This window comes from Corallococcus terminator, assembly GCF_049194865.1.
GTDB classification, from domain to species: domain Bacteria; phylum Myxococcota; class Myxococcia; order Myxococcales; family Myxococcaceae; genus Myxococcus; species Myxococcus terminator_A.
The window spans coordinates 21,237-46,895 of the sequence record NZ_JBLZWL010000058.1 but is presented as its reverse complement, the minus strand read 5'-3'; the positions used below and the strand labels follow the sequence as shown (position 1 = coordinate 46,895).

Genomic DNA, 25,659 nt, shown 5'->3' with positions numbered 1-25,659 from the left:
GTGGGGAATGGCGACGCCCTTGGGCTGCCCCGTGGAGCCCGAGGTGAACATGACGTACGCGAGGCTGTCCGCGTCCGCGCCAGTGTCGAGCGCCGACACGGGCTGCAGCGCCACCTGCTCCCAATCGGAGTCGAGGCAGACGAGGAGCGGGACGTAGGCGGGCAGCTCGTCGGCGAGCCGCTCCTGCGTCACGAGGACGGAGGCCCCTGTCCCCGCGAGCATGGCGTTCAGGCGCTCCGCCGGGTAGGCGGGGTCGAGCGGAACGAAGGCCGCGCCCGCCTTGAGGATGCCAAGCAGGCCCACGGGCAGCTCCAGGCTTCGTTCCAGGCTCAGGGCCACGCGCGTGCCCGGCGTGACGCCCAGCGTACGCAGGTGGTGCGCGAGCTGGTTGGAGCGCTCGTCGAGCTCCCGGTAGGTGAGCGTGCCCGTCGTGGACTCGACGGCGATGGCGTCCGGCGTGCGCGCCGCCTGCTCGGTGAAGAGCTGGTGCACTCCCGCCTCGCGCGGGAAGGCGCGCTCTGTCCGGTTCCACTCCACCAGCGCGCGCTCGCGCTCCGCCTGGGTCACCAGGGAGAGGGAGGACAGCAGGGCCTGGGGCCGGGCCAGCATGGACTCCAGGGCCGTGGCCCAGTGGCGCAGCACCTGCTCCAGCGCCGACGACTCGAAGCGCTGCGTGTCATGGACGAGGCGCAACTCCATCCGAGGGCCGGGCAGGACGATGGCCACGAAGGGCATGTCGGACTGCTCGGCGCTGGCGAGGTCGCGGACCTGGAAGTCGCTGCCACCGGAGTAGACGGCGTCGTCGACGGGGTAGTTCTCGAAGACGTACAGGCTCTCGAACAGGGGCTGGCCGCGAGGCACGTCGCTCCAGGCCTGGATGCGCGCCAGCGAGGCGTGCTCGTGCTGATTCAGCGCCTGCATCTGCGCATGTTGCGAGGCGAGCCACGTCACCACCGGCATGTCGGGTTCCAGCCGACTGCGCAGGGGCAGCGTGTTGATGAACAGGCCCACCATGTGCTCGATGCCCGTCACGTCGGCGGCGCGGCCCGAGACGGTGGTGCCGAAGACGACATCGCGCTCACCCGAGTAACGGGCGAGCACCAGCGCCCAGGCGCCTTGCAGCACGGTGTTGGCCGTGAGCTGGTGCTGGCGTGCGTACGCCTGCAGGGCATGGGTCGTCTCGACGCTCAGGAAATGCGAGCGCTCGCCCTGCGTGTACGGCGCGTCCTGCGTGTCGGGGAGCCGGGCGCCGGGGAGCGGCGTCGGCGCGGTGAAGCCTTGGAGGGCTTCGCGCCAGTGGGCTTCGCTGTGCGCGCTGGAGTCGTCACGCAGCCAGGAGATGAAGTCCCGGTACGCGGGCGCGGCTCCCAGCTCGGGACGCTGGCCCTTCGACGCGGCGTCGTAGGAGGCGAACAGCTCCTTGAAGACGAGGCCGAGGCTCCAGCCATCCATCAGCAGGTGGTGCGAGGACCAGAGGACGCGGTGCAGCCCATCGTCCAGCTTCACCACTGTCAGGCGCATCAGCGGCGACTGGCGCAGGTTGAAGCCCCGGACGCGGTCGGAGGCCATGAGGGCGTCGAAGCGGGCCTTCTGCTCGTCCGGCGTCAGGCCACGCCAGTCCAGCTCCTCCCAGGGCAGCGCGACGCGCGGGCTCACCACCTGAAGCGGCTCATCCAGCCCTTCCCAAGCGAACGCGGTGCGCAGGGGCGCATGACGCTCCACCACCGTCTCCCAGGCGCGGCGGAAGAGCCCCAGGTCGATGCGAGCGCCGAACGTCCAGCCGAACTGCGTGACGTACACGCCGGAGCCCGGCGCCATCAGCGAGTGGAACAGCATGCCCTGCTGGAGGGCGGACAGCGGGTAGACGTCCTCGACGGGCACGCCCGGTGGGAGCACCCTGTCCTGCGTCGCCTGCGTCAGGCGCGCCAGCGGGAAGTCGGCCGGCGTGTATCGCAGGGCATCGGGTGTCGCTCGGCCCGCGACGAGCAGGCGCAGCGCGTCCCGGAAGGACTCCACGAGCGCTTGCGCGGTGGCCTCGTCGTGGAGGTTCCGGCTGTAGGTGAGGGAGATGCGGAGCTGTCCTCCTTGGACGACGGCCGACACGTCGAGCAGGTGCGCGCGCGGTGCACGCGGGCTGATGGACGCGCCCTGGGACTCCGGAGCGAACGTGAACAGCGAGGCGTCGCTGGAGGTCGAGTCCACCTGGCCCAGGTAGTTGAGGGAGACCTCGGGGACGGGCAGGTCGCGCAGCCGTGCACGGGTGTCGTCCTCGCGCAGGTGGCGCAGCAGGCCGTGCCCCAGGCCGTTGGCGGGCAGGGTGCGCAGCGAGTCCCGCGTGGCGCGAACGGTGTCACCGGGGCTGTCCCCGGCGCCCACCTGGAGCAGCACCGGGTAGAGGGAGGTGAACCAGCCCACCGTGCGTGACAGGTCCACGTCGGTGAAGAGGTCCTCGCGGCCGTGGCCCTCGGCTTCGACGAGGAAGCGCGACTGTCCCGTGCGCGCGGCCAGGGCGCGGCCCAGCGCGGCCAGCAGCACGTCCTGGAGTCGGGCGCGGTACGCCGCGGGCACTTCGCGCAACAGCAGGCCCGTGTCCCCGGCGTCGAGGCTCGTGGAGACGGTGTGCGAGGAGGCGACGGTGTTCGCTCCTTCCGCCCTGTCACGGGGCAGCGGGACAACACGCGCGCGGGCCTCGTCCAGCCAGTAGGCGCGCTCGGCGTCGAGCGCCTCGGACCGGGCATGCTTGTGCAGTCGCTCCGCCCAGGTCTTGAAGGACGTCGTCTTGGCGGGGAGAGAGGGGGCCTCGCCACGCAGGGCCTGCCTGCAGAGGGTCTCCAGGTCCTCGACGAGGATGCGCCACGAGACGGCGTCGACGACGAGGTGGTGGGCCACGAGCAGCAGTCGCGCGGACTCTCCCGGGCCGAATTCGAAGTGGACGGCGTGCAGCAGCGGCGCCGAGCCCAGGTCGAAGGAGCTTTGGGCCTCGGTGGCGATGGCCTCCACCTTCGCGGTCCGCTCCTCCGCGGACAGCGAGGACACGTCCTCCCGGCGCAGCGACGGAGCGTGCTCCAGGCCCGTGCCGTGCTGGCTCCACCGGCCGTCCTCCTGGACGAAGCGGATGCGCAGGGCGTCGTGGTGTTCCACGAGCTTGCGCAGCGCGGCTTCGAGGACGGAGGGCTCCACCGGCTCGCGCAGCCGCAGCATCAGCGCCTGGTTGTAGTGGTGCGGCTCGGGGTTCGCGTCTTCGAGGAAGGCGCGCTGGATGGGCGTGAGGAGCACCGGGCCGACGACGGGCGTCTGCTCGGCGGTGGTGGCCTGGAGTCGGGAGACCTCGGGGGCCAGGGTGGCGACGGTCTGCGACTGGAAGAGCTGCCGGGGCGCGAAGTGCAGACCGGCGCGGCGGGCGCGCGCGACGAGCTGGAGGCTGATGATGGAGTCGCCGCCGAGCTGGAAGAAGTTGTCGTGGATGCCGACGCGCGGGACGCGCAGCACCTGGGCCCAGACCGTGGCGAGGGCCTCCTCCACCTCGTTGCGAGGCGCGACGTAGGAGTCGGTGCTCACGGAGTCCGGCGAAGGCAGCGCGGCGCGGTCGACCTTGCCGTTGGAGGACAGGGGCAGTGCCTCCATCGCGACGATGGCCGAGGGCACCATGTACGCCGGGAGCCGCTCACCCAGGTGCGTCCGCAGCACGCCGAGGTCGGGGAGGGAGGCGCCCGTGTGCGGCGCGACGTAGGCCACGAGCCGTGCACCCGAGGGGCCGTCCTCGCGCACCACCACCACCGCGTCTCCGACGGAGGCATGGGTGCGCAGCGCGGATTCAATCTCTCCCAGCTCGATGCGATAGCCACGCACCTTCACCTGGAAGTCGGCGCGGCCCAGGTACTCCAGCCGCCCGTCGGCGCCCCAGCGGACGCGGTCGCCTGTCCGATACAGCCGGGCTCCGGGCTGCGTGCTGAAGGCGTCGGGGATGAAGCGCTCCGCGGTCAGCTCGGGGCGCCGCCAGTAGCCGCGCGCCACACCCGAGCCGCCGATGAACAGCTCACCGACGACGCCCACCGGCACCGGGCGCAGGTGAGCATCCAGGACGTACAGGCGGGTGTTGGCGATGGGACGGCCGATGGAGATGGGGCCGCTCGCCGCGTCTCCCGGCGCCACGGTGTGGATGCTGCAACCGACCACCGTCTCCGTGGGGCCGTACTCGTTGATGAGCAGGGTGTCCGGAGCGTGCTGGCGCCAGAAGGCCACGCCCTCGGCGGTCAGGGCCTCGCCACCGATGACGAAGGCCCGCGTGCGACCGGCCGCCTCGCCCTGTGTGAGCTGGGAGGCGAGCAGGTGCAGGTGCGTGGGCGTCAGCTTCACGAGGCTGAAGTCGCTGCCCTCGCGCAAGGCTTCACCCAGTCCCTCCACGCCCGCTTCCTCGGGCACGAGCACCACGGGTCTCCCTGCGATGAGCGGAGCGATGAGGCTGGTGACGGTCAGGTCGAAGGAGAGCGGCGAGTGGACCGGTGAGCCGGAGCCCTCGGCGATGCGGTACGCGCGCAGCGCCCAGGTGAGGTAGTTCACGACGCCTCGGTGCTCCACCATGACGCCCTTGGGGAGACCGGTGCTGCCGGAGGTGTAGATGAGGTAGGCGAGGTCGTCGGCGGTGGCCAGGGGCGCGGGCGCCGTCGTGGGCTGCTTCCCCGCCGTGACGTCCCAGTCTTCATCGACGCGGAGGACATTGAGCGCGCTCGCGGGCAGCGCGTCCGCGAGCACCGACTCGGTGAGAACGATGGCGACGTGGGTGTCCTCCAGCAGGAAGGCGATGCGCGAGTCGGGCAGGGCCGGGTCGAGCGGCAGGTAGGCGGCGCCGGCCTTGAGCGTGGCCCAGAGGGCGACGACCATCTCCGGGGAGCGTCGGAAGTACAGGCCCACCCGGGACCCTCGCCCCACACCCAGGTCGTGCAGCGCGTGGGCGAGCTGATTGGCGCGGGCCTCCAGCTCACGGAAGGTGAGCTGCGCGTCGCCCATGGACACGGCGGGCGCGTCGGGAGTGCGAGCGACGGTCTCCTCGAAGAGGGCGTGGACGGTGGTGTGCGCGGGGAAGTCCGCGCGCGTGTCGTTCCACTCCACCAGGACGCGGCGCTGCTCGGCCTCGTCCATGAGCGGAAGAGACGCGACGGGAGCATCCGGCTGGTCCACCGCGGCGCGCAGCAGCGTGAGGAAGTGGGACGCCAGCCGAGTGATGGTGGCGGCGTCGAACAGGGCGGTGGAGAACTGGAGGGCGCCCTGGAAGCCCGACGGCGTCTCGCTGAGGGAGAAGTCGAGGTCGAACTTCGCGACGGCGTTGTCGAAGTCGACGGGGAGGATGCGCAGGCCGGGCAGCTCCAGGTCCCCCATGGGGGTGTTGAGGAGCGAGAAGAAGACCTGGAACAGGGGAGAGAAGCCGAGGCTGCGCTCGGGCTGGAGCTCCTCGACGAGCTTCTCGAAGGGCACGTCCTGGTGCTCGTACGCCTCCAGCGTGGAGGCGCGCACCTGGGCGAGGAGCTCGCGGAAGGAGGCTCGCGAATCGATGCGCGCGCGGAGCACGAGCGTGTTGACGAAGAAGCCGATGAGGGGCTCGGTCTCCGCGTGGTTGCGGCCGGCGATGGGCGAGCCGACGGTGAGGTCGTCCTGCCCGGAGTAGCGCGAGAGCAGGAGCTGGAAGGCAGCCAGCAACGTCATGAAGGGCGTGGCGCCTTCACGCTGGGAGAGCGCCTTGACGGCCTCGGAGAGCCGCGCGCCGAGGGACACCGGATGGGATGAGGCCGTGCGCGATTGAATCGCGGGGCGCGGCCTGTCGATGGGCAGGTCCAGCAGCGCCGGAGCCCCCTGGAGGTGCTGCTTCCAGTAGTCCAGCTCCGTGCGGAGCGCCTCGTCGCGCAGCCAGCCTCGCTGCCAGGACGCGAAGTCGGCGTACTGCACGGGCAGCGGAGGCAGTGAGGCCCGCACGCCGGCCAGGTGCGCCGAGTAGAGCGCGCCCAGCTCCCGCACCAGCACGCCGGAGGACCAGCCATCCGAGACGATGTGGTGGACGGTGAAGAGCAGCAGGTGCGCGTGCTCCTCCAGACGGACGAGGCAGAGGCGGAAGAGGGAGTCCGAGGTCAGGTCGAACGGGCGAGCGGACTCCGCCAGGGCAAGGCTCCGCTCCTCGAATGCGCGAGAGGCCGGGTCGAGGTGACGAAGGTCGACGTGCGCGATGTTGACGGGAGCCGCCGCGCGGATGCGCTGGAGAGGCTGGCCGTCAGCGGAGGCCGCGAAGGTGGTGCGCAGCACTTCATGTCGAGCGACGACCTCGGAGACGGCGCGCTCGAGGGCGACGACATCCAAGGCGCCTTCGAGGCGCAGGGCGATGGGGATGTTGTAGAGGGAACTCCCCGGCTCGAGCTGGTCGATGAACCACAGGCGCTGCTGAGCGAACGACAGCGGCAGTGCCCCGGTGCGAGGCACGGGCGTCAGGGGAGGCGTCTTCGAGGTGCTCCCGCGAGCGCTCGCGTCGATGCGCGCGGCGAGGGCCGCGACGGTGGGCGCCTCGAAGAGGGCCCGGAGGGGCAGCTCGACCTGGAAGGCCGCGCGGAGGCGTGAGGCGAGCTGGGTGGCGAGGAGCGAGTGGCCGCCGAGCGCGAAGAAGGAGTCCTCGGCGCCGACGCGCTCGATGCGCAGCAGCTCCGCCATGAGGGTGGCCAGCGTGCGCTCGGTGTCGGTGCGAGGCGCGACGTAGGTGTCGGTGAGGACAGCGTCGGGAGCCGGCAGGGCGCTCCGGTCGAGCTTGCCGTTGGCCGTGAGAGGCAGGGCCTCCAGCGGCACCAGCGCGGAGGGCACCATGTACTCGGGCAGACGCGCCAGGAGGAAGGTGCGCAGGGCCGCGACGTCCACCGTCTCGCTGGCCACGACGTAGCCCACGAGGTGCTGGTTGCCCGGCGAGTCCTCGCGCACCAGCGCGACGGCTTCACGAACGTCGGCGTGCGCCAGGAGCGCGGCTTCGACTTCACCCAGCTCGATGCGCTGGCCGCGCAGCTTCACCTGGAAGTCGAGGCGACCGAGGTACTCGAGGGTGCTGTCCACGAGCCAGCGCGCCTTGTCTCCGGTGCGGTAGAGGCGGCCACCGGGCTCGGTGCTGAACGGGTCTGGGATGAAGCGCTCCGCGGTGAGGTGCGGGCGGTGGAGGTAGCCGAGCGCGAGCTGGGCGCCGGCGAGGAACAGCTCGCCCGGGACACCCGTGGGGACGGGCTGGAGGAGCGAGTCGAGGACGTAGGCCCGTGTGTTGGAGACCGGCCGGCCGATGGGAATGGCCGCGCGAGACTCCGACGGTGAGGCGACGGCGAACGTCGAGTCGATGGTGACTTCAGTGGGGCCGTAGAGGTTGACGAGCCGGGCCCTGGGGAGCGTGGCGTGGACGCGGCGCGCGAGGTCGGAGGGCAGGGCTTCGCCACCGCAGAAGAGGAAGCGGAGGTGGGAAGCGGTCTCGAGCCCTTCCTCGTCGAGGAGGAAGCGCAGCATCGAGGGGACGACCTGGAGGACCGAGACGCGGTGCCGCAGGACGGTGGCCAGGAGCGCGGCCGGGTCGCGGTGGGCGTCGGCGGGCGCGAGGACCAGGGGGAGTCCCGTGAGGAGCGGCGCCCAGACCTCCCAGATGGACGCGTCGAAGCTGAGCGGCGTCTTGAGGAGGACCCTGTCGCCGGGCAGGAGCGGGAAGGCGGAGAGGAACCACGCCATGTGGTTGGCGAGGGCCTGATGCGAGACGAGTGTGGCCTTGGGCTGGCCGGAGGAGCCGGAGGTGTAGATGAGGTACGCGGGGCTGGAGGGCGCCACGGCCACCTCGGTGACGTAGCGGCTCGGGTCTTCATCACCCTGCTCGCCCCATTGCGAATCGATGCAGATGACCGTGGGGCCCGAGGGCAAGGTCGCCTGGAGGTGGGGCTGGGTGAGGAGCACCGGGGGCGCGGCGTCCTGGAGCATGAAGGCCAGTCGCTCACGGGGGTAGGCCGGGTCGAGCGGGAGCCACGCGGCGCCCGCCTTGAGGATGGCGAGCAGGGCGATGGGCAGCTCGAGTGAGCGCTCCATGAAGACCGCGACGATGGAGCCTGGACGGACACCTCCCTGGAGGAGCCGGGCGGCGAGCCGGCTGGCGCGGGCCTCGAGCTGGGAGAAGGAGAGGCTGCCATCGTCCGAGACGACCGCGGTGGCGTGTGGCGTGATTCCAGCCCACACGGAGACCTGCCGATGGACGGGGCTGTCCAACGGGAAGTCGAACGCGGTGTCGTTCCACTCGACGAGGAGGCGGTGCCGCTCGGCGGTGTCCATGAGCGGCAGGGAGGAGACAGGCACCTCCGGCTGCGCCACGGCGGCGCGGAGCAGGGTGAGGAAGTGCGTCGCCAGCCGCGCGACGGTGTCCGCGTCGAAGAGCGCGGTGGAGAACTGGAGCGCACCCTCGAAGCCCGTGGGGGACTCGGAGAGGGTGAGGTCGAGGTCGAACTTGGCGAGCAGCCCCGTCGGCGCGAGCGGGCGCAGGCTCAGTCCGGGAAGCTCCAGGTCGCCGGTGGGCGCATTGAGCAGGGAGAAGGTGACCTGGAAGAGCGGAGAGAAGCCGAGGCTGCGCTGGGGCTGCAGCTCCTCCACGAGCTTCTCGAAGGGCACGTCCTGGTGCTCGAACGCGCCGAGGGTGGAGTGCTTCACCTGGGTCAGCAGCTCGGAGAACGTCACGCGCGGGGCCACGCGGGCGCGCAGCACCAGGGTGTTGACGAAGAAGCCGATGAGGTCCTCCGTCTCGGCGCGGTTGCGTCCCGCGATGGGCGAGCCGACGACGACATCGTCCTGCCCGGAGTACCGGGCGAGCAGGAGCTGGAACGCCGCCAGCAGCGTCATGAAGGGCGTGGCGCCATGGCGCTGGGAGAGCGCCTTGACGGCCTCGGACAGCTCCGCTCCGAGAGCGACAGGGCGGAGCGCAGCCTCGCGCGAGGGCAACACCGCGCGGGGCCTGTCGGTGGGCAGCTCCAGCACGGCGGGAGCGCCCGCCAGCGACTCACGCCACCACGCGAGTTGCTCCTCCAGGGCCGCGTCTCGCAACCAGCCGCGCTGCCACACGGCGAAGTCCGCGTACTGCACGGCCAGCTCCGGCAGGGGAGACGGAAGGCCCTCGCGGAAGGCCGCGTACAGGGCGACCAGCTCGCGCACCAGGACGCTCATGGACCAGGCGTCGGCGACGCCGTGGTGCAAGGTGACGAGCAGCACGTGCGACGTCGTGGCCCGCCGCAACAACGTGGCGCGCAGCAACGGACCGCGTGCGAGGTCGAACGGGCGCAGGGCCTCCTCCGACGTCAGCCTCCGCGTCTCGCGGGCCTGCTCCTCCGGCGCGAGCGACGCCAGCTCCACCACGGGCAGCGGGAACGGCGCTGCCGGGTGGATGCGCTGGACGGCCTGTCCGTCCATGGCGCCGAAGGTGGTGCGCAGCGACTCGTGGCGCCGCTGGAGTTCGGTGAAGGCGCGCTCCAGCGCGGGGACCTCCAGCGGACCCTCCAGCTCCAGGGCCGTGGGGATGTTGTAGAGCGAGCTGCCGGGCTCCAACTGGTCGATGAACCACAGCCGCTGCTGGGCGAAGGACAGTGGCAAGTCCCCCGTGCGCGGCGCGGGTGTCAGCGCGGGGACCTTCGTGGTGCTCGCGCCTTCCTGAGCCAGCGCTTCCAGCCGCGAGGCCAGCTTCGCCACGGTGGGCGCCTCGAAGAGCTCACGCAGGGGCAGCTCGACCCCGAAGGCGACCTGCACGCGTGAGAGGGCCTGGGTGGCCAGGAGCGAGTGGCCACCCAGCTCGAAGAAGTCGTCATGGACGCCGACGCGCTCGACGTGCAGCAGCTCCTGCCACAGCGTGGCGACTCGCGACTCGGTCTGCGTGCGGGGCGCGACGTACTCCCGGACCTCGGCCTCGCCCGCGCCTTCGGGCGGAGGCAGGGCATTGCGGTCCACCTTCCCGTGGGCCGTGAGCGGCAGCACAGGCAGGACCGCGATGGCGGAGGGCACCATGTGCTCGGGCAGCCGCTCCTTGAGGGCCGCGCGCAGCGAGGCCGGGTCGACCGACTCGTCCTCCTCGGCGACGACATAGGCCACCAGCCGGGTGAGGCCGGGGACATCCTCGCGCACGACGGCGACGGCCTCGCGCACGGTGGGGAGTCGCGAGAGGACGGACTCGACTTCGCCCAGCTCGATGCGGAAGCCGCGCAGCTTCACCTGCGAGTCGAGACGACCCAGGTACTCGAGCGTGCCGTCCGCGCGCCACCGCGCCCGGTCTCCGGTGCGGTAGAGCCGCGCTCCGGGCACTCCAGAGAGTTCGTCTGGGATGAAGCGCTCGGCAGTGAGCGCCGGCTGCCCCAGGTAGCCTCGCGCCAGACCGACGCCACCCACGCACAGCTCGCCAGGAACGCCGATGGGCTGAGGACGCAGCGAAGCATCCAGCACGTACACCTGGAGGTTGGCCCAGGGGCGGCCGATGGTGAGGGGCTGCCCTGCCGTCAGTGGCTCGGTGATGGAGGCGCAAACGGTGGTCTCGGTGGGGCCGTACGCGTTGAGGAAGCGCACGTGAGGGGCCCAGCGACGCACCAGCTCCGGCGTGCAAGCCTCGCCCGCGGAGACGAGCGTCTGGAGCGAAGGGAAGTCCTCGGGCGACAGCTGCGCGAGGACCGAGGGGGTGAGCGTCACGGCGGTGATGGACTCGTCCCGGGCCAGCGCACGCAGGGGTGCTCCGGGGAGGAGTCGCTCACGCGGCGCCAGCACCAGGGTGGCACCCGAGAGCAACGCGCCGAAGAACTCCCAGACCGACGCGTCGAAGCCAGCGGAGAAGAACTGGAGGACGCGGCTTCCGGTGCCGAGCCCCATGGCGCGGCCTGTCTGGAGGGCCGTGTTGCACAATCCACGGTGCTGCAGGAGCGTACCCTTGGGCCTGCCGGTGCTGCCGGAGGTGTAGATGATGTACGCGAGGTTGTCGGCGCCGGTGGCCGGCTCCGGCGCTCGGGTGGGCTGTGCCGCGATGACGTCCGCCTCGGCGTCGAGCAGGACGAGCTGTTCGCTCCCCGCCGGGAGTTCGTCGGAGATGGCCTCGGTGGTGACGAGGACGGGCGCCGCGCAGTCGCGCAGCATGAAGGTGAGGCGCTCGACAGGATAGCTGGGGTCGAGCGGAACGTAGGCTCCGCCCGCCTTGAGGATGCCGAGGATGGCGACGGCGGTGTCGAGCGAGCGCTCCACGCAGAGGGCGACGGGCACGTCCTCGCGGACGCCGAGGCCCCGCAGGTGGTGCGCGAGCTGGTTGGCGCGAGCGTCGAGCTGCGCGTAGGAGAGCTGCTGGTCCTCGAAGCGCACGGCGATGGCGTCCGGGGTCCGCGCGGCCTGCGCCTGGAAGAGCTGGTGTGCGCCGACGTCACGCGGGAAGTCGCGCGCGGTGGCGTTCCAGTCGACCAGGAGCTGGCGCTGCTCCGCCTGGGCCATGAGGGGCAGGTCGGCGATGAGCGTGCCGGGGCTCGCCGAAGCGGCCTCCAGCACCACGCCGAGGTGGCGCACGAGTCCGTCGATGGTGGCGGCCTCGAAGAGGTCCGTGCGGTACTCGCAGGTGCACTCCAGCCCGGCCTCCGTCTCGACGATGGCGAGGGTGAGGTCCAGGCGCGAGGTGCCGGACTGCGAGTATTCGGGGCGCAGCGTGAGGCCGGGCACCTCCAGCGCGGCGGCGGGCTGGTTCTGCAGCACCAGCTTCACCTGGAACAGCGGCGTATGGCCGAGGCTGCGCTCGGGGTTGAGGGCCTTGACCAGCTCCTCGAACGGCAGGTCCTGGTGCGCGTGGGCGCCCAGCGTGACATCGCGCACCTGGGTGAGCAGCTCGCGGAAGGTCATCTCCGGCGAGGTGCGCGCGCGCAGGGCGAGCTGGTTCACGAAGAAGCCGATGAGGCCCTCCGTCTCCACGCGGTTGCGATTGGCGATGTCCGTGCCGACGACGAGGTCCGCCTGCCCTGAGTACCGGGAGAGGACGATGTCGAAGCCGGCCAGCAGCGCCATGAAGAGGGTGGTGCCCTCACGGCGCGAGAGCGCCTGGAGTGACTCGGCCAGCGTGCGCGGCAGCGTGCGGGTGAGGGTTGCGCCCTGGAAGCCCTGGATGGCGGGCCGAGGGAAGTCCGTGGAAAGTTCAAGGAAGCGAGGAGCGCCCTGGAGGTGCTCGCGCCACCAGGAGAGCTGCGAGTCGAGCGCCTCGCCCTGGAGCCAGCCGCGCTGCCACGCCGCGTAGTCCGCGTACTGGATGGACAGCTCGGGCAGCGGAGAGGTGTGGCCCGCGCGGAAGGCGGCATAGAGCGCGGCGGACTCACGCACCAGCACATCGACGGACCAGCCATCCGACACGATGTGGTGCAGGGTCAGCAGCAGGACGTGTCGCGACTCGGACAGCCGAAGCAGCGTGGTGCGCAGCAGCGGTCCACGCGTGAGGTCGAACGGGCGCCGCGCCTCCTCGCGAGCGAGCCGCCGGGCTTCCGCCTCTCCTTCAGCGGAGGCAAGCGCGGAGAGGTCCACGCGAGGCAGCGGAACCGGGGCCGCCGGGTGGATGACTTGAACCGGCCCCTCACGGAAGGTGGTGCGGAGCACCTCGTGGCGGCGCACCAGCTCGGTGAAGGCGTGCTCCAGCGCGGGGATGTCGAGCGTCCCCTCCAGCCGGAGGCCCACGGGCATGTTGTAGAACGGGCTGTCCGGCTCCAGCCTGTCGAGGAACCACAGGCGCTGCTGAGCGAAGGACAGGGGCAGCTCGCCCGAGCGCGCGACAGTCCGAAGCGGCGGCGGGGCGTGACGGTCCACCGTACGAGTCGAGGCCTCGACCCTGCGCGCGAGCTGCGCGACGGTGGGCGCCTCGAAGAGGGTGCGCAGCGGGAGCGTGACTTCGAGCGCCTCACGGACGCGTGAGACGACCTGGGTCGCGAGCAGGGAGTGGCCACCCAGCTCGAAGAAGCTGTCCGAGGTGCCAACGCGCTCCAGGCCGAGCACCTGCGCGAAGAGTCCGGCGAGGACTTCTTCCGTGGGTGTACCCGGTGCGACGTAGGTCCCCGAGGTCTCCGGTCGCTCCGGGGCGGGGAGCGCCTTGCGGTCGAGCTTGCCGTTGGGCGACAGGGGCAGGGCCGGCAGCGTCACGAAGGCCGAGGGCACCATGTACTCGGGCAGTCGCTCCGAGAGGACGGTGCGCAGGGCCTGCGTGTCCACGGCCTGGGATGTACCGACGACGTAGGCGACGAGGCGCTGGTCACCGGGAGAGTCCTCGCGGACGAGGACGACGCAATCGCGGACGCCAGGTGCGGCGAGGAGCGCGGCCTCGATTTCGCCCAGCTCGATGCGGAAGCCGCGCAGCTTGACCTGGAAGTCGGCGCGGCCGAGGTACTCGAGAGAGCCATCGGGCAGCCAGCGAGCGACGTCACCGGTGCGATAGAGGCGCGCGCCAGGAGTGGCGCTGAAGGGGTCCGAGGTGAAGCGCTCGGCGGTGAGGAGAGGCTTGCGCCAGTAGCCGAGGCCGACCTGGACGCCGCCGATGAGGAGCTCGCCCGGGACACCGATGGGAGTGGGGAGGCCGGAGGGGTCGAGGACGTGGAGCTGCGTGTTGGAGACGGGGCGGCCGATGGGGACGAAGTGGCGCGAGTCGCCGCGAGCGCAGTGCCAGAAGGAGACGTCGACGGCGGCTTCGGTGGGGCCGTAGAGGTTGTGGACCTCGGCGGACGCGGGCAGGCGCGCATGGGCGCGAGCCACGAGGTCCGCGGGGAGGGCCTCACCACTGCACACGACATGGCGCAGTCCAGAGAGCCGCTCGATGCCCGGCTCCTCGAGGAAGACGCGGAGCATGGAGGGGACGAAGTGAAGCGTGGAGACGCGCTGCTCGGAGATGAGGCGGACGAGGTAGGCGGGGTCCTGGTGTCCGCCTGGCTTCGCGAGGACGAGACGAGCACCCGTCATGAGCGGCCAGAAGAACTCCCAGACGGAGACGTCGAAGGAGAACGGCGTCTTCTGGAGGACGGTGTCGGAAGGGGTCAGCGTGTACTGCCGCTGCATCCACAGCAGGCGGTTGACGACGCCTGAGTGGCCATTCATGGCCCCCTTGGGGCGACCCGTGGAGCCAGAGGTGAAGATGACGTAGGCGAGGGCGTCGGGACCGGCGAGCGATTCGAGAGACGAGACGGGCTGTCGTGAGACCGCGTCCCACTCCGAGTCGAGGCAGAGCACGCGAGCGGAGTGCTGGGGGAGCGCGGCCTTCAGGTGCTCATGCGTGAGGAGCACGGGCGCGTCCGCGTCCTCGAGCATTCCCGCGAGGCGCTCGCGTGGATACGCGGGGTCCAGGGGAACGTAGGCGGCGCCGGACTTGAGGACGGCGAGGAGCGCGACGACGAGGTCGAACGAGCGCTCCAGGCAGACACCGACGAGGACGCCGGGGCGAGCACCGAGAGCGCGCAGGTGGTGAGCGAGCTGGTTGGTGCGCGAGTCGAGCTGCGCGTAGGTGAGGACACTGTCCTCGAAGCGCAGGGCCTCGGCGTCGGGAGTGCGGCGAGCCTGGGCCTCGATGAGCGAATGCAGGCTCACGTCACGCGGGAGGTCGGCCACGGTGTCATTCCACGCTCGGAGCTGCGCAAGCTCGTCTCCCGTCAGCATCCCCAGCCCGTGCATGGGCCGGTCAGCCTCCGTGGTGACGGCCTCCAGCAGCACCCGGTAGTGGCGCGCGAGCCGCTCCGCCGTCCCCGCGTCGAACAGGTCGGTGTTGTAGGTCAGCGCTCCGGTGAGGACTCCATCGACCTCCTCGACACCCAGGTCGAGGTCGAACTTCGCCGTCTCCGACTGGGGAGGCAGCAGCGCCATCTCCAGGCCGGGAAGCTTCAGCGGTTCGGTCGGCGCGTTCTGGAACGTGAGGGTGACCTGGAACAGCGGACTCCGGCTGAGGTCGCGCTGGGGCTGCAGCTCCTCGACGAGCTTCTCGAAGGGGACATCCTGGTGTTCGTACGCGGCCAGCGTGCGCTCACGGACCTGCGCCAGCAGCTCGCGGAACGACTGTCGGCCATCGATGGTCGACCGCAGCACGAGGGTGTTGACGAAGAAGCCGATGAGGCCCTCCACCTCCGAGCGGTGACGGTTCGCGATGGGCATGCCGACGGAGATGTCGTCCTGCCGCGAGTAGCGTGAGAGCAGCAGCTGCCACGCCGCCAGCATCACCATGAAGGGGGTTGCGCCCGCGCGTTGCGCCAGCGTCTTCACCGCGTCGCTCACCTCACGAGGCAGCACGAGGGGCAGCGTGGCACCCCGGTACGTCTGCGCCGAGGGGCGAGGCCTGTCCGTCGGCAGCTCCAGCGCGTGGGAGGCTCCCGCGAGCTGCTGGCGCCACCACTCGAGTTCCTGCTTCAGCACCTCACCCTGGAGCCACTGCCGCTGCCAGAGGGAGAAGTCCGCGTACTGCACGGGGAGTGGAGCCAGCGCCGAGGGAGGTCCACCCGTCAGCTCGCGGTAGTACGCGCCCAGCTCCTTCACCATGACGGCCGAGGACCAGCCGTCCGAGATGATGTGGTGCAGCGTCACGAGGAGCACGTGTCGTCGAGGCGCCAGGCGCACCAGCGAGGCGCGGACCAGCGGTCCACGCGCGAGGTCGAAGGGACGCTGGGCCTCCTCACGTGCCAGTCGCCGCGCCTCGGCGTCCCGCGCGCCGTCGGCCAGCGAGGACAGGTCCACTACCGGAAGCTCCAGGGAGAGCTCGGCGTGGAGGTGCTGCACGGGCTCGCCATCCCGCGCGATGAAGGTCGTCCGCAGCGACTCATGCCTGCGCACGAGCGCATGCAGCGCGGCGCGCAGGGCCTCCACGTCCAGGGCGCCTTCGAGCTTCAGCGCCGTGGGCAGGTTGTAGGCAGCGCTGCCGGGTTCAAGCTGATCCAGGAACCAGAGCCGCTGCTGCGCGAACGAGAGAGGAATGGCCCCGTCACGCGCACCCGGGCGTAGCAAGGGGAGCCCTGTCGCCGTGCCCTCGCCGCTCCTCGAATCAATCTGTCGGGAGAGCTGCTCGACGGTGGGCGACTCGAAGAGGGCGCGCAGCGGCAGTTCCACCCCGAGCACGGAGTGGATGCGCGAGACGATTTGCGTGGCGAGCAGGGAGTGGCCGCCGAGCGCGAAGAAGCTGTCCTTGGCTCCGACGTGCTCCACGCCCAGCACCTGCTCGAACAGCCGCGCGAGCTGCTCCTCGGTCCGTGAGCGCGGCGCCGTGTAGCGAGGGACGGAGTCGGTCTGCGCCGGCGCGGGAAGGGCCTTGCTGTTGAAGGAGCGAAGGACCTGCTCACGCTCCTCTCCCGAGAGCAGGGAGATGGATCCGAGGCGCGCCTCCGGGGCAGCCATCAGCGCCTGGAGCGCGATGCTCCAGTGGTGAAGGAGGCGCTCGGGGGTGGCGGGCTCGAAGCGCGCGGCGTCGAAGAGCAGGCGCAGCTCCAGCGACTCCCCGGGGATGACGTACGCCTCCAGCGGCGTGTCCGTCTGGTCCACGATGGTGAAGTCGCGGATGCCCAGCGCTTCTCCGGCCGAGTTGACGGCGGCGTCGACAGGGAAGTTCTCGACGATGAAGAGCGACTCGAACAGGGGCGTGCCGCGCGGCACGTCGCTCCACCCGTGCAGGCGCACGAGGGAGGTGTGCTCGAACTGGCGCAGCTCGAGCTGCTGGGTGTGGAGCTGCTGGAGCCAGGAGAGCGCGGTGGTGTCGTCGTCGACGAAGATGCGGACGGGCACCGTGTTGATGAAGAGCCCGATGGCGCGGTCGATGCCGGAGACGTCGGCGGAGCGACCCGAGGTGGTGGCGCCAAAGAGGATGTCCTGCTCACCCGTGTGGCGTGAGAGCACCAGCGTCCAGGCGGCCTGGACCAGCGCATTGAGGGTGAGGTGGTGCTGGCGGACGAAGGCCTGGAGGGCCAACGTGGTTTGCGCGGGCAGGTGGAGCTGGAGGCGCTGACGCTGGAGCACCGAGTCCGGGTTGCGAGGAAGGGCACCGGGCAGGGGCGTGGGGGAGGTGAAGCCACGCAGCGTCTTGCGCCAGTAGAGCTCCGCGGGCTCCATCGGCTGGCGTTCGAGCCAGGTGATGTAGTCGCGGAAGGTCGTCGCTTCACTCCGGACCCACACCAGCCCCGCGCGAACCTGCTCGTAGGTGGCGAAGAGGTCCTGGAAGAGGAGGCCCATGCTCCAGCCGTCCATCAACACGTGATGCGTGGTCCCGATGACTCGCCAGGCCTGCTCATCGGTGCGGATGACCGTCAGTCGCAGCAGCGGCGGCGTGCGCAGGTCGAACCCGCGAGCGCGGTCCTCGGAGAGGAGGACCTGGAAGCGGGACTGTTGCTCGGCTTCCGCCACTCCGCGCCAGTCGAGCTCCTCCCAGGGCAGGGCCGCGCCCGGGTGGACGAGCTGGAGGGGCTCTTGCGCGCCGCCCGCGAGGAAGGACGTGCGTAGCAGGGGCTGGCGCTGGATGACGGCCTCCCAGGTGCGCCGGAACGCCTCCAGGTCCACGGCGCCACCGAAGGTCCACGTCAGCTGGGTGACGTAGACGCCGGAGCCCGGCGCGGCGAGGGTGTGGAAGAGCATGCCCTGCTGCAAGGGCGACAGCGGATAGAGGTCCTCCACCGGCGTGCCCGCGGGGACCAGTCGGTCCGCGATGGCCTGCTTCAACCGATTCAGGACGACGTCCGCCGACTCAGGACCCTTCGAGTCCGCCGACGCGCGCAGGGTGAGCGCGAGCAGCGCCGAGTCCGGCTGCTCGGCCCATGCGCCGCCTTCGAGTTTCACGACACGGGCCAGGGCCTCTAGCGTCGGGTGCTGGAAGAGCTGCTGGGTCGTGAGCTGGACGCCCGCGTTGCGTGCGCGGGAGACAATCTGGATGGAGAGGATGGAGTCGCCACCCAGCGCGAAGAAGTTGTCATGACGCGTGACACGCGGCACGCGCAGGGCCTCGGACCAGATGGCGGCGAGGACCTTCTCCTGCGGTGTCCTCGGCTCGGCGTCGTCGACGACGAAAGCGGACTGCGGGCCCTGGCTCAGCGGCGCGGGGAGGGCCTTGCGGTCGACCTTGCCATTGGGCGTGAGCGGGAGCGCGGGCAGGGCGACGAAGAGGGACGGCACCATGTGCTCGGGCAGGTGCCGTTGGGCGAAGTCGCGGAGCGCGGAGGAGTCGAGCGCGAGCCCAGGTTGAGGGACGAGCCATGCGACGAGACGTCCGTCACCGGAGGCGTCGAGGTGGACACCCGCGACGGCCTGGAGGACGGAGGTGTGGCGTGAGAGGACGGCCTCGACTTCGCCCAACTCGATGCGGAAGCCGCGCAGCTTCACCTGGAAGTCGACGCGGCCGAGGAAGTCGAGGGAGCCGTCAGGGCGCCAGCGAGCGAGGTCTCCGGTGCGGTAGAGGCGAGCGCCGGGGATGCCGGAGAAGGCGTCGGGGAGGAAGCGCTCCGCGGTGAGGTCGGGGCGGCCGAGGTAGCCACGGACGACGCCTTCGCCTGCGATGAAGAGCTCACCGGGCGCGCCGATGGGGCAGGGCTGGCCGGCGGAGTCGAGGACGAAGAGGCGGTTGTTGGTGAGGGGCGTTCCGATGGGAAGGGTGGAGGCACCTTCGTCGGAGCGGGAGGCGGGATGTGACGAGGACCAGACGGTGGTCTCCGTAGGCCCGTACATGTTGAGCAGGGAGGAGTGGGGAAGCGCGGCGCGCAGCTGTGACGCGAGAGGGCCGGGCAGCGCCTCACCGCCGACGAGGAGGAAACGAAGGGACGCGAGCGCGGAGAGCGAGTCGTGCGCGAGCACCCTGGCGCGAGCGAAGGAGGGCGTGCACTGGAGGTGGGAGACGGGGTGGCGGCGAAGGACCTCGGGCAGGGTCAGCGCGGTGCCGAGGCGAGACGCGGCGCGCTCGTCATGAAGGACGACGTGGAAGCCACGGCAGAGCGTCCAGAGCAGCTCGAGGACGGAGATGTCGAAGGAGATGGAGGTGACTGCGAGCCACGTTCCGGGAGTGGAGCCGAGGCGGTCATCCATGGCCGCGAAGAAGTTGGCGGCGGTGCGGTGCGGCACCATGACGCCCTTGGGCCTGCCGGTGGAGCCCGACGTGTAGATGACGTACGCGAGGTTCTCGGCGTCCGCGTTGCCAGGAGTCCGCGCTTCCTCGTCGCCCGTCTCATCGAGAAGGAGGACCTGCGCCTCCGATGAAGGGAGTGAGTCGAGGAGGTGGCGTGAGGTGAGGACGAAGGGAGCGCGAGAGTCCTGGAGCATCCAGGAGAGGCGGTCCGATGGGTAATCGGGGTCGAGAGGAACGTACGCGCCGCCCGCATGGAGGATGGCGAACATGGCGGCGACCATGTCGGCGGAGCGGTGGAGGAAGAGACCGACGGGTGCGTCCGGGCGGAGGCCGAGGGACTGGAGTCGGTGCGAGAGGCGGCGGACACGCTGGAGGAGGTGGCGGTAGGAGAGCGAGACGTCACCGAAGGACAGCGCGGTGGCGTCGGGGGTGAGCGCGGCCTGGGCCTCGAACTGCAAGTGGAGGCAGGACGAGTCGAAGTGGCGCGAGGAGGCGTTGAAGGAGCGAAGGACCTGCTCGCGCTCCTCTCCCGTCAGCAGGGAGAGCGTCCCCAGGCGTGCGTCGGGACGGGAGATGAGGGCCTGGAGCGCGACGCCCCAGTGGCGCAGGAGGCGCTCGGGAGTGGAGGGCTCGAAGCGCGCGGCGTCGAAGAGCAGGCGCAGCTCCAGGGAGTCCCCGGGGATGACGTACGCCTCCAGCGGAGTATCGGCCTGCTCGCGCGCGCTGAAGTCGCGAATCCCCAACTCCGCGCTGGCCGAGTTGACGGCGGCGTCGACGGGGAAGTTCTCGACGATGAAGAGGGACTCGAAGAGGGGCGTGCCACGGGGCACGTCGCTCCACCGCTGGAGATGGGTCAGCGGCGTGTGCTCGAACTGGCGCAGCTCGAGCTGCTGGGTGTGGAGCTGCTGGAGCCAGGCGAGCGCGGTGGTGTCTTCGTCGACGAAGATGCGAACGGGCAGCGTGTTGATGAAGAGGCCGACGGCGTGCTCGATGCCTGAGACTTCGGCGGAGCGACCCGAGGTGGTGGCGCCGAAGAGGATGTCCTGCTCACCCGTGTGACGTGAGAGCACCAGCGTCCAGGCGGCCTGGACCAGTGCATTGAGGGTGAGGTGGTGCTGACGCGCGAAGGCCTGGAGGTCCGCGGTGGTTTTCGTGGGCAGCCACGCGTTCAGTTGCTGGCGTCGGAGCACCGAGTCCGAGCTTCGGGGCAGGGCACCCGGAAGGGGCGTGGGCGCGGTGAAGCCACGCAGTGTCTTTCGCCAGTAGAGCTCCGCGGGCTCCAAGGACTGGCGCTGGAGCCAGGCGATGTAGTCGCGGAAGGAGGTCGATTCGCTCGCGGACGGGAGCCGACCGGAGCGCACCTGCTCGTAGGTGGTGAAGAGGTTTTGGAAGAGGAGCCCGAGGCTCCAGCCATCCACGATGAGGTGGTGCAGCGTCCAGAGGATGCGCCACGTGCGCTCCTCCGTGCGGATGACCGTCAGGCGCAGCAGCGGCGGCGTGAGCAGGTCGAAGCCACGAGCACGGTCCTCGGAGACGAGGATCTCGAAGCGGCGCTGCTGCTCGGCCTCATCCACTCCGCGCCAGTCATGCTCCTCCCATGGGAGGGTGGCCTCGGGGTGGACCCACTGCAGGGGCTCGTCGGCGCCCTCGGCGACGAAGGACGTGCGCAGCAAGGGCTGCCGCTGGATGACGACTTCCCAGGTTCGACGGAAGGTGGCCATGTCCACGGCGCCGCCGAAGGTCCACGCCAGCTGTGTGACGTAGACGCCGGTGCCCGGTGCTGTGAGCGTGTGGAACAGCATGCCCTGCTGCATGGGCGACAGCGGATAGAGGTCGTCCGCCAGCGTCCCCGCGGGCAGCACCCGGTCGAGCACCGACTGGGACACCCGCGTGAGGGGGAAGTCGGCGGGAGTGAAGCGGTGGGCGTCGTCGGAGCCGCGGTCGTCGATGAGCCGCCGCAGCGTGTGCAGGCATCGCTCGGCCAGGGACTGGATGGTCTCTTCGCGGTGCGCGGCCTGGCTGTACGTCCACACCAGGGTCAGCCGGCCCTCGAAGACGTAGCCGTTGATCTCCAGCAGGTGGGAGAGCGCTGCCTCCGGAGCGCGCAGGGCGCCCAGGGGCTCACGCGTCGCGGTGAACGGGTTCAGCACCGAGCCGTCCCCCGCGGACTGGTGGAACTGGCCCAGGTAGTTGAAGAGCACCTGCGCCCGAGGCAGCGCGCGGAGCTCTCGTGTCTGAGCCTCGTCCGCCAGGTGGCGCAGCAGGCCGTAGCCGAGGCCCTTTCGAGGAAGGCGCCGCAGTGAGTCCCGCACCGCGCGCAGCCGGTCGCCCAGGCTGGCGGTGCCCGAGACATCCAGCGTCACGGGATACAGCGTGGTGAGCCAGCCCACCGTGCGAGACAGGTCCACGTCGTCGGAGAACGGCTCGCGGCCGTGGCCCTCCAACTCCACCTGAAGGCGAGGCTGGCCCATCCAGTGCGTCAGGCTGTCGGTCACCGCCGTCAGCAGCACGTCGTTGATGTGCGCCCGCCAGGCCGTCGGCGTCTCCTGCAACAGCAGTCGCGTCTGGGCCTCATCCAGGGAGACCTCCACCGTGCGCGAGGAGGCCACGGACGTGGCCCCTCCAGCGCCATCCCTGGGCAGGGAGGGAGCCACGAGTCGCCCCTCCTCCAGCCAATAGGTCCGCTCACGCGCGACCTCCTCGGAGCGAGCGAAGGTGCTCAGCTTCGAGGCCCAGGTCTTGAAGGAGGTGGACCTGGGCGGCAGCATCACCGGACGGCCCTGCCTCGACTGCACATACGCCGCGCCGAGGTCCTCCAGCAGCGTGCGCCAGGAGACGCCATCCACGCCCAGGTGGTGCACCGACAGCAGGAGCCGAGAGCCTCGCTCGGCGCCGAGGTGGAAGAGGGCGGCACGCAGCAGCAGCCCTTCATCCAGTCTGTGGCTGGCGTGGAGGCGGGAGGCTTCGGACTCCATTGCCGAGCGCAGCTCTGCCTCGGGCATGGAGGAGAGGTCCACCTGCTTCAGGAGGACAGGGGCCTCCAGGCCGGTGAACTCCTGGAGCCAGGTGCCATCCTGTCGGCGCGTGAACCGCAGGCGCAGCGTGTCGTGGTGGGCGACGACAGCGCGCAGCGCCGCTTCCAGGCACGGGACGTCCACCGGCTCGCTCGACGCGAGCATGAAGGCCTGGGCGAAGTGGTGGGGCTCGACGAGCTCCTTCTCGAAGAAATCGAGCTGGATGGGCGTCAGGAGAGAGGTCCCGAGCACCAGGCCCTGGTCGAGCTGAGGTCCATCTTGCTGCTTCGCCACGCGCGCCAGTGCTTCCAATGTCTGGTGTTGGAAGAGCTGGTTGGCGGCCAGATGCAGGCCGGCCTGACGCGCGCGTGCGACGACCTGGATGGCGAGGATGGAGTCGCCGCCCAGCTCGAAGAAGTTGTCGCGGAGGCCGATGCTCGGCACGCCCAGCAACTGGGTCCAGATGGTGGCGAGCGCCTGCTGTCGCGGAGTCTGGGGCTCGAGGAAGTCTCCCGCGTCGCGGGGCTTCAGCTCCGGAGCCGGCAGGGCCCGCCTGTCGACCTTGCCGTTGGGCGAGAGGGGCAGGGCCGGCAGCGACACGAAGGCCGAGGGCACCATGAACTCGGGCAGGCGCTCGGAGAGGGAGGCGCGCAGGGCCTGGAGGTCTAGCTCGGCGGAGGTGACGAGGTAGCCGACGAGGCGCGGAGCTGAAGCGTCCTCGCGGAGGACGACGACGGCATCGGAGACGCCGGGGAAGGCGAGGAGGGCCGCCTCGATTTCACCCAGCTCGATGCGGAAGCCACGCAGCTTGACCTGGAAGTCCGCGCGGCCGAGGTACTCGAGAGAGCCATCCGGCAGCCAGCGAGCGAGGTCCCCGGTGCGGTAGAGGCGCGCGCCAGGAGTGGAGGAATAGGCGTCGGGGAGGAAGCGCTCGGCGGTGAGGGAGGGACGGTTGAGATAGCCGAGGCCGACCTGGATGCCGCCGATGAAGAGTTCGCCCGGGACACCGACGGCAGAGGGGCGGCCGGAGGGGTCGAGGACGTGGAGCTGCGTGTTGGAGACCGGGCGACCGATGGGGACGAAGTGGCGGGAGTCGCCGCGAGCGCAGTGCCAGAAGGAGACGTCGACGGCGGCTTCGGTGGGGCCGTAGAGGTTGTGGACCTCGGCGGACGCGGGCAGGAGTGCGTGCGCGCGGCGGACGAGCTCGGCGGGGAGGGCCTCACCGCTGCAGATGACGCGGTGAAGGGAAGACAGGGACTCCAGGCCCGGCTCCTCGAGGAAGGCGCGGAGCATGGAGGGGACGAAGTGGAGCGTGGAGACGCGCTGCTCGGAGATGAGGCGGACGAGGTAGGCGGGGTCCTGATGTCCACCGGGCTTCGCGAGGACAAGGCGAGCACCTGTCATGAGCGGCCAGAAGAACTCCCAGACGGAGACGTCGAAGGAGAACGGAGTCTTCTGAAGGACGGTGTCGGAAGGGGTCAGCGCGTACTGCTGCTGCATCCACAGCAGGCGGTTGACGATGCCCAGGTGCGAGTTGATGGCGCCCTTGGGGCGGCCGGTGGAGCCCGAGGTGAAGATGACGTAGGCGGGAGCGTCGGCCCCCGCGAGGAGCGGCAGCGCGTCGGAGGAGTGCGCCGCGACGTCCTCCCACTGCGAGTCGAGGCAGAGGACGTGCGCGGCGGAGGGAGGCAGGCCCGCGAGGAGGTGCTGGTGGGTGAGGAGGACGGGGGCCTGGGCATCGTCGAGCATGCCGGCGAGGCGCTCGCGCGGATACGTGGGGTCCAGGGGAACGTAGGCGGCGCCAGACTTGAGGACGGCGAGCAGCGCGACGACGAGGTCGAGGGAGCGCTCCAGGGAGACACCGACCAGGGAGCCAGGGCGAGCGCCGAGGGAGCGCAGGTGGCGGGCGAGCTGGTTGGAGCGTGAGTCGAGCTGGGCGTAGGTGAGGGTGGAGTCCTCGAAGCGCAGGGCCTCGGCGTCGGGAGTGCGGCGAGCCTGGGCCTCGATGAGCGAGTGCAGGCACACGTCGCGCGGGAAGTCGTCCTGCCGGCCCTGGAAATCGGAGAGCAGTTGGAGTTGCTCATCCTGCGTGAGCAGGGGCAGCTCGGACAGCCGCGTGTCTGGGTTCTGCGCCACCGCGCCGAGCAGCGAGTAGAAGTGCCCCCGCAGTCGCTGGATGGTCGCGACGTCGAAGAGGTCGGTGTTGTATTCGAGCCAGCCGAAAATCTCGTCCGGCCGGTCCTCACGCAGCTCCAAGAGCAGGTCGAACTTCGCCGAGCCCGGGTCCACCAACAGATACGTGGACTGCAACCCCGGCATCGACAGGTCCTGTCGCGGGGTGTTCTGGAAGCTGAACATCACCTGGAACAGCGGGTGACGGCTCAAGTCGCGCGGGGGCTTGAGCTCCTCGACCAGCTTCTCGAAGGGCAGCTCCTGGTGCGCATACGCGGCCATGCACACGTCCTTCGCGCGGCGCAGCAGCTCGCGGAAGGTGGGGTTGCCGTCCAGGTCATTGCGCAGCACCAGCGTGTTGACGAAGAAGCCGATCAACGTCTCCAGCTCCGGCACGTTGCGGCCGGCGATGGGGGAGCCGACGGTGATGTCCGTCTGCCGCGAGTGCCGGTGCATCAACGTCTGGAAGGTGGCCAGCAACGTCATGAAGAGGGTGGCGCCCTCCTGCTGGCTGACCTCCTTGAGGGCGCGCGTCAGGGCCACCGGGAGGGTGACGAACTGGCGGGAGCCTCGGTAGGTCTGCTCGGGCGGACGGGGCCTGTCGGTGGGCAGCTCCAGCGGCGCGGGCAGCGTGCGCAGGTGCTGCTTCCAGAACTCCAGCTCCGTGCGCAGCCGCTCGCCTTGCATGCGCTCGCGCTGCCAGACGGCGAAGTCGGAGTACTGGATGGCGGGCTCTGGCAGCTCGGGCGGCTGTCCGGTGACTCCCGAGGCGTAGAAGGCCATCAGCTCGCGGACGAAGACGCCCAGGGACCAGCGGTCCGTCACCAGGTGGTGCATGGTGACGAGGGCCACGTGGTTGTCGGGGCCCAGGCGCAGCACCTTGCCGCGCAGGAGCGGCCCGCGCGCCAGGTCAAACAGGCGCTGCGACTCCTCGCTGGTGCGCCGCTCCACCTCGACGTCCTGCTCCTCCTTCGACAGGTGGGAGACGTCCTCCACGGGGACCTGCAAGCGCAGCTCCGGCAGGACGACTTGCACGGGGATGCCGTCCTCGCGCGCGGCGAACACGGTGCGCAGCGACTCGTGGCGACGGACCACCTGATTCACACACCGTTCCAGCAGGGCGACGTCGAGCGCACCGGTGAACTGGACGGTGATGTGGACGTTGTAGGCGAAGGCGCGACCACCCTCGAGCTGGTCCACCACCCACAGTCGCTGTTGCGGGAAGGAAGCGGGCGCGGGCCCGGTGTCCTCCCGGCGCGGGATGGTCCGCTCCACCGCCTTCGTGGTCGCGTCCTGGAGCTGACCCTTCTTTTCCTTGAGGAGCAGCTCGTACAGCGCACGCTGCTTGGGGGTGAGCTTCTCGAGGTTCTTGGTCCCACCGCTCAT

Annotated in this window: 1 protein-coding gene (cut by a window edge); it reads right to left on the bottom strand. The window is 70.5% G+C overall.

All coding sequences use genetic code 11. The features are described from left to right. Positions 1 to 25,659: the 5' portion of a non-ribosomal peptide synthase/polyketide synthase gene (locus tag ACN469_RS19310; protein ID WP_498770012.1), read on the bottom strand. Its footprint begins 20,163 nt before the window's first position; the window shows 25,659 of its 45,822 coding nt (coding positions 1-25,659); its start codon is at positions 25,657 to 25,659; the stop codon falls past the left edge of the window.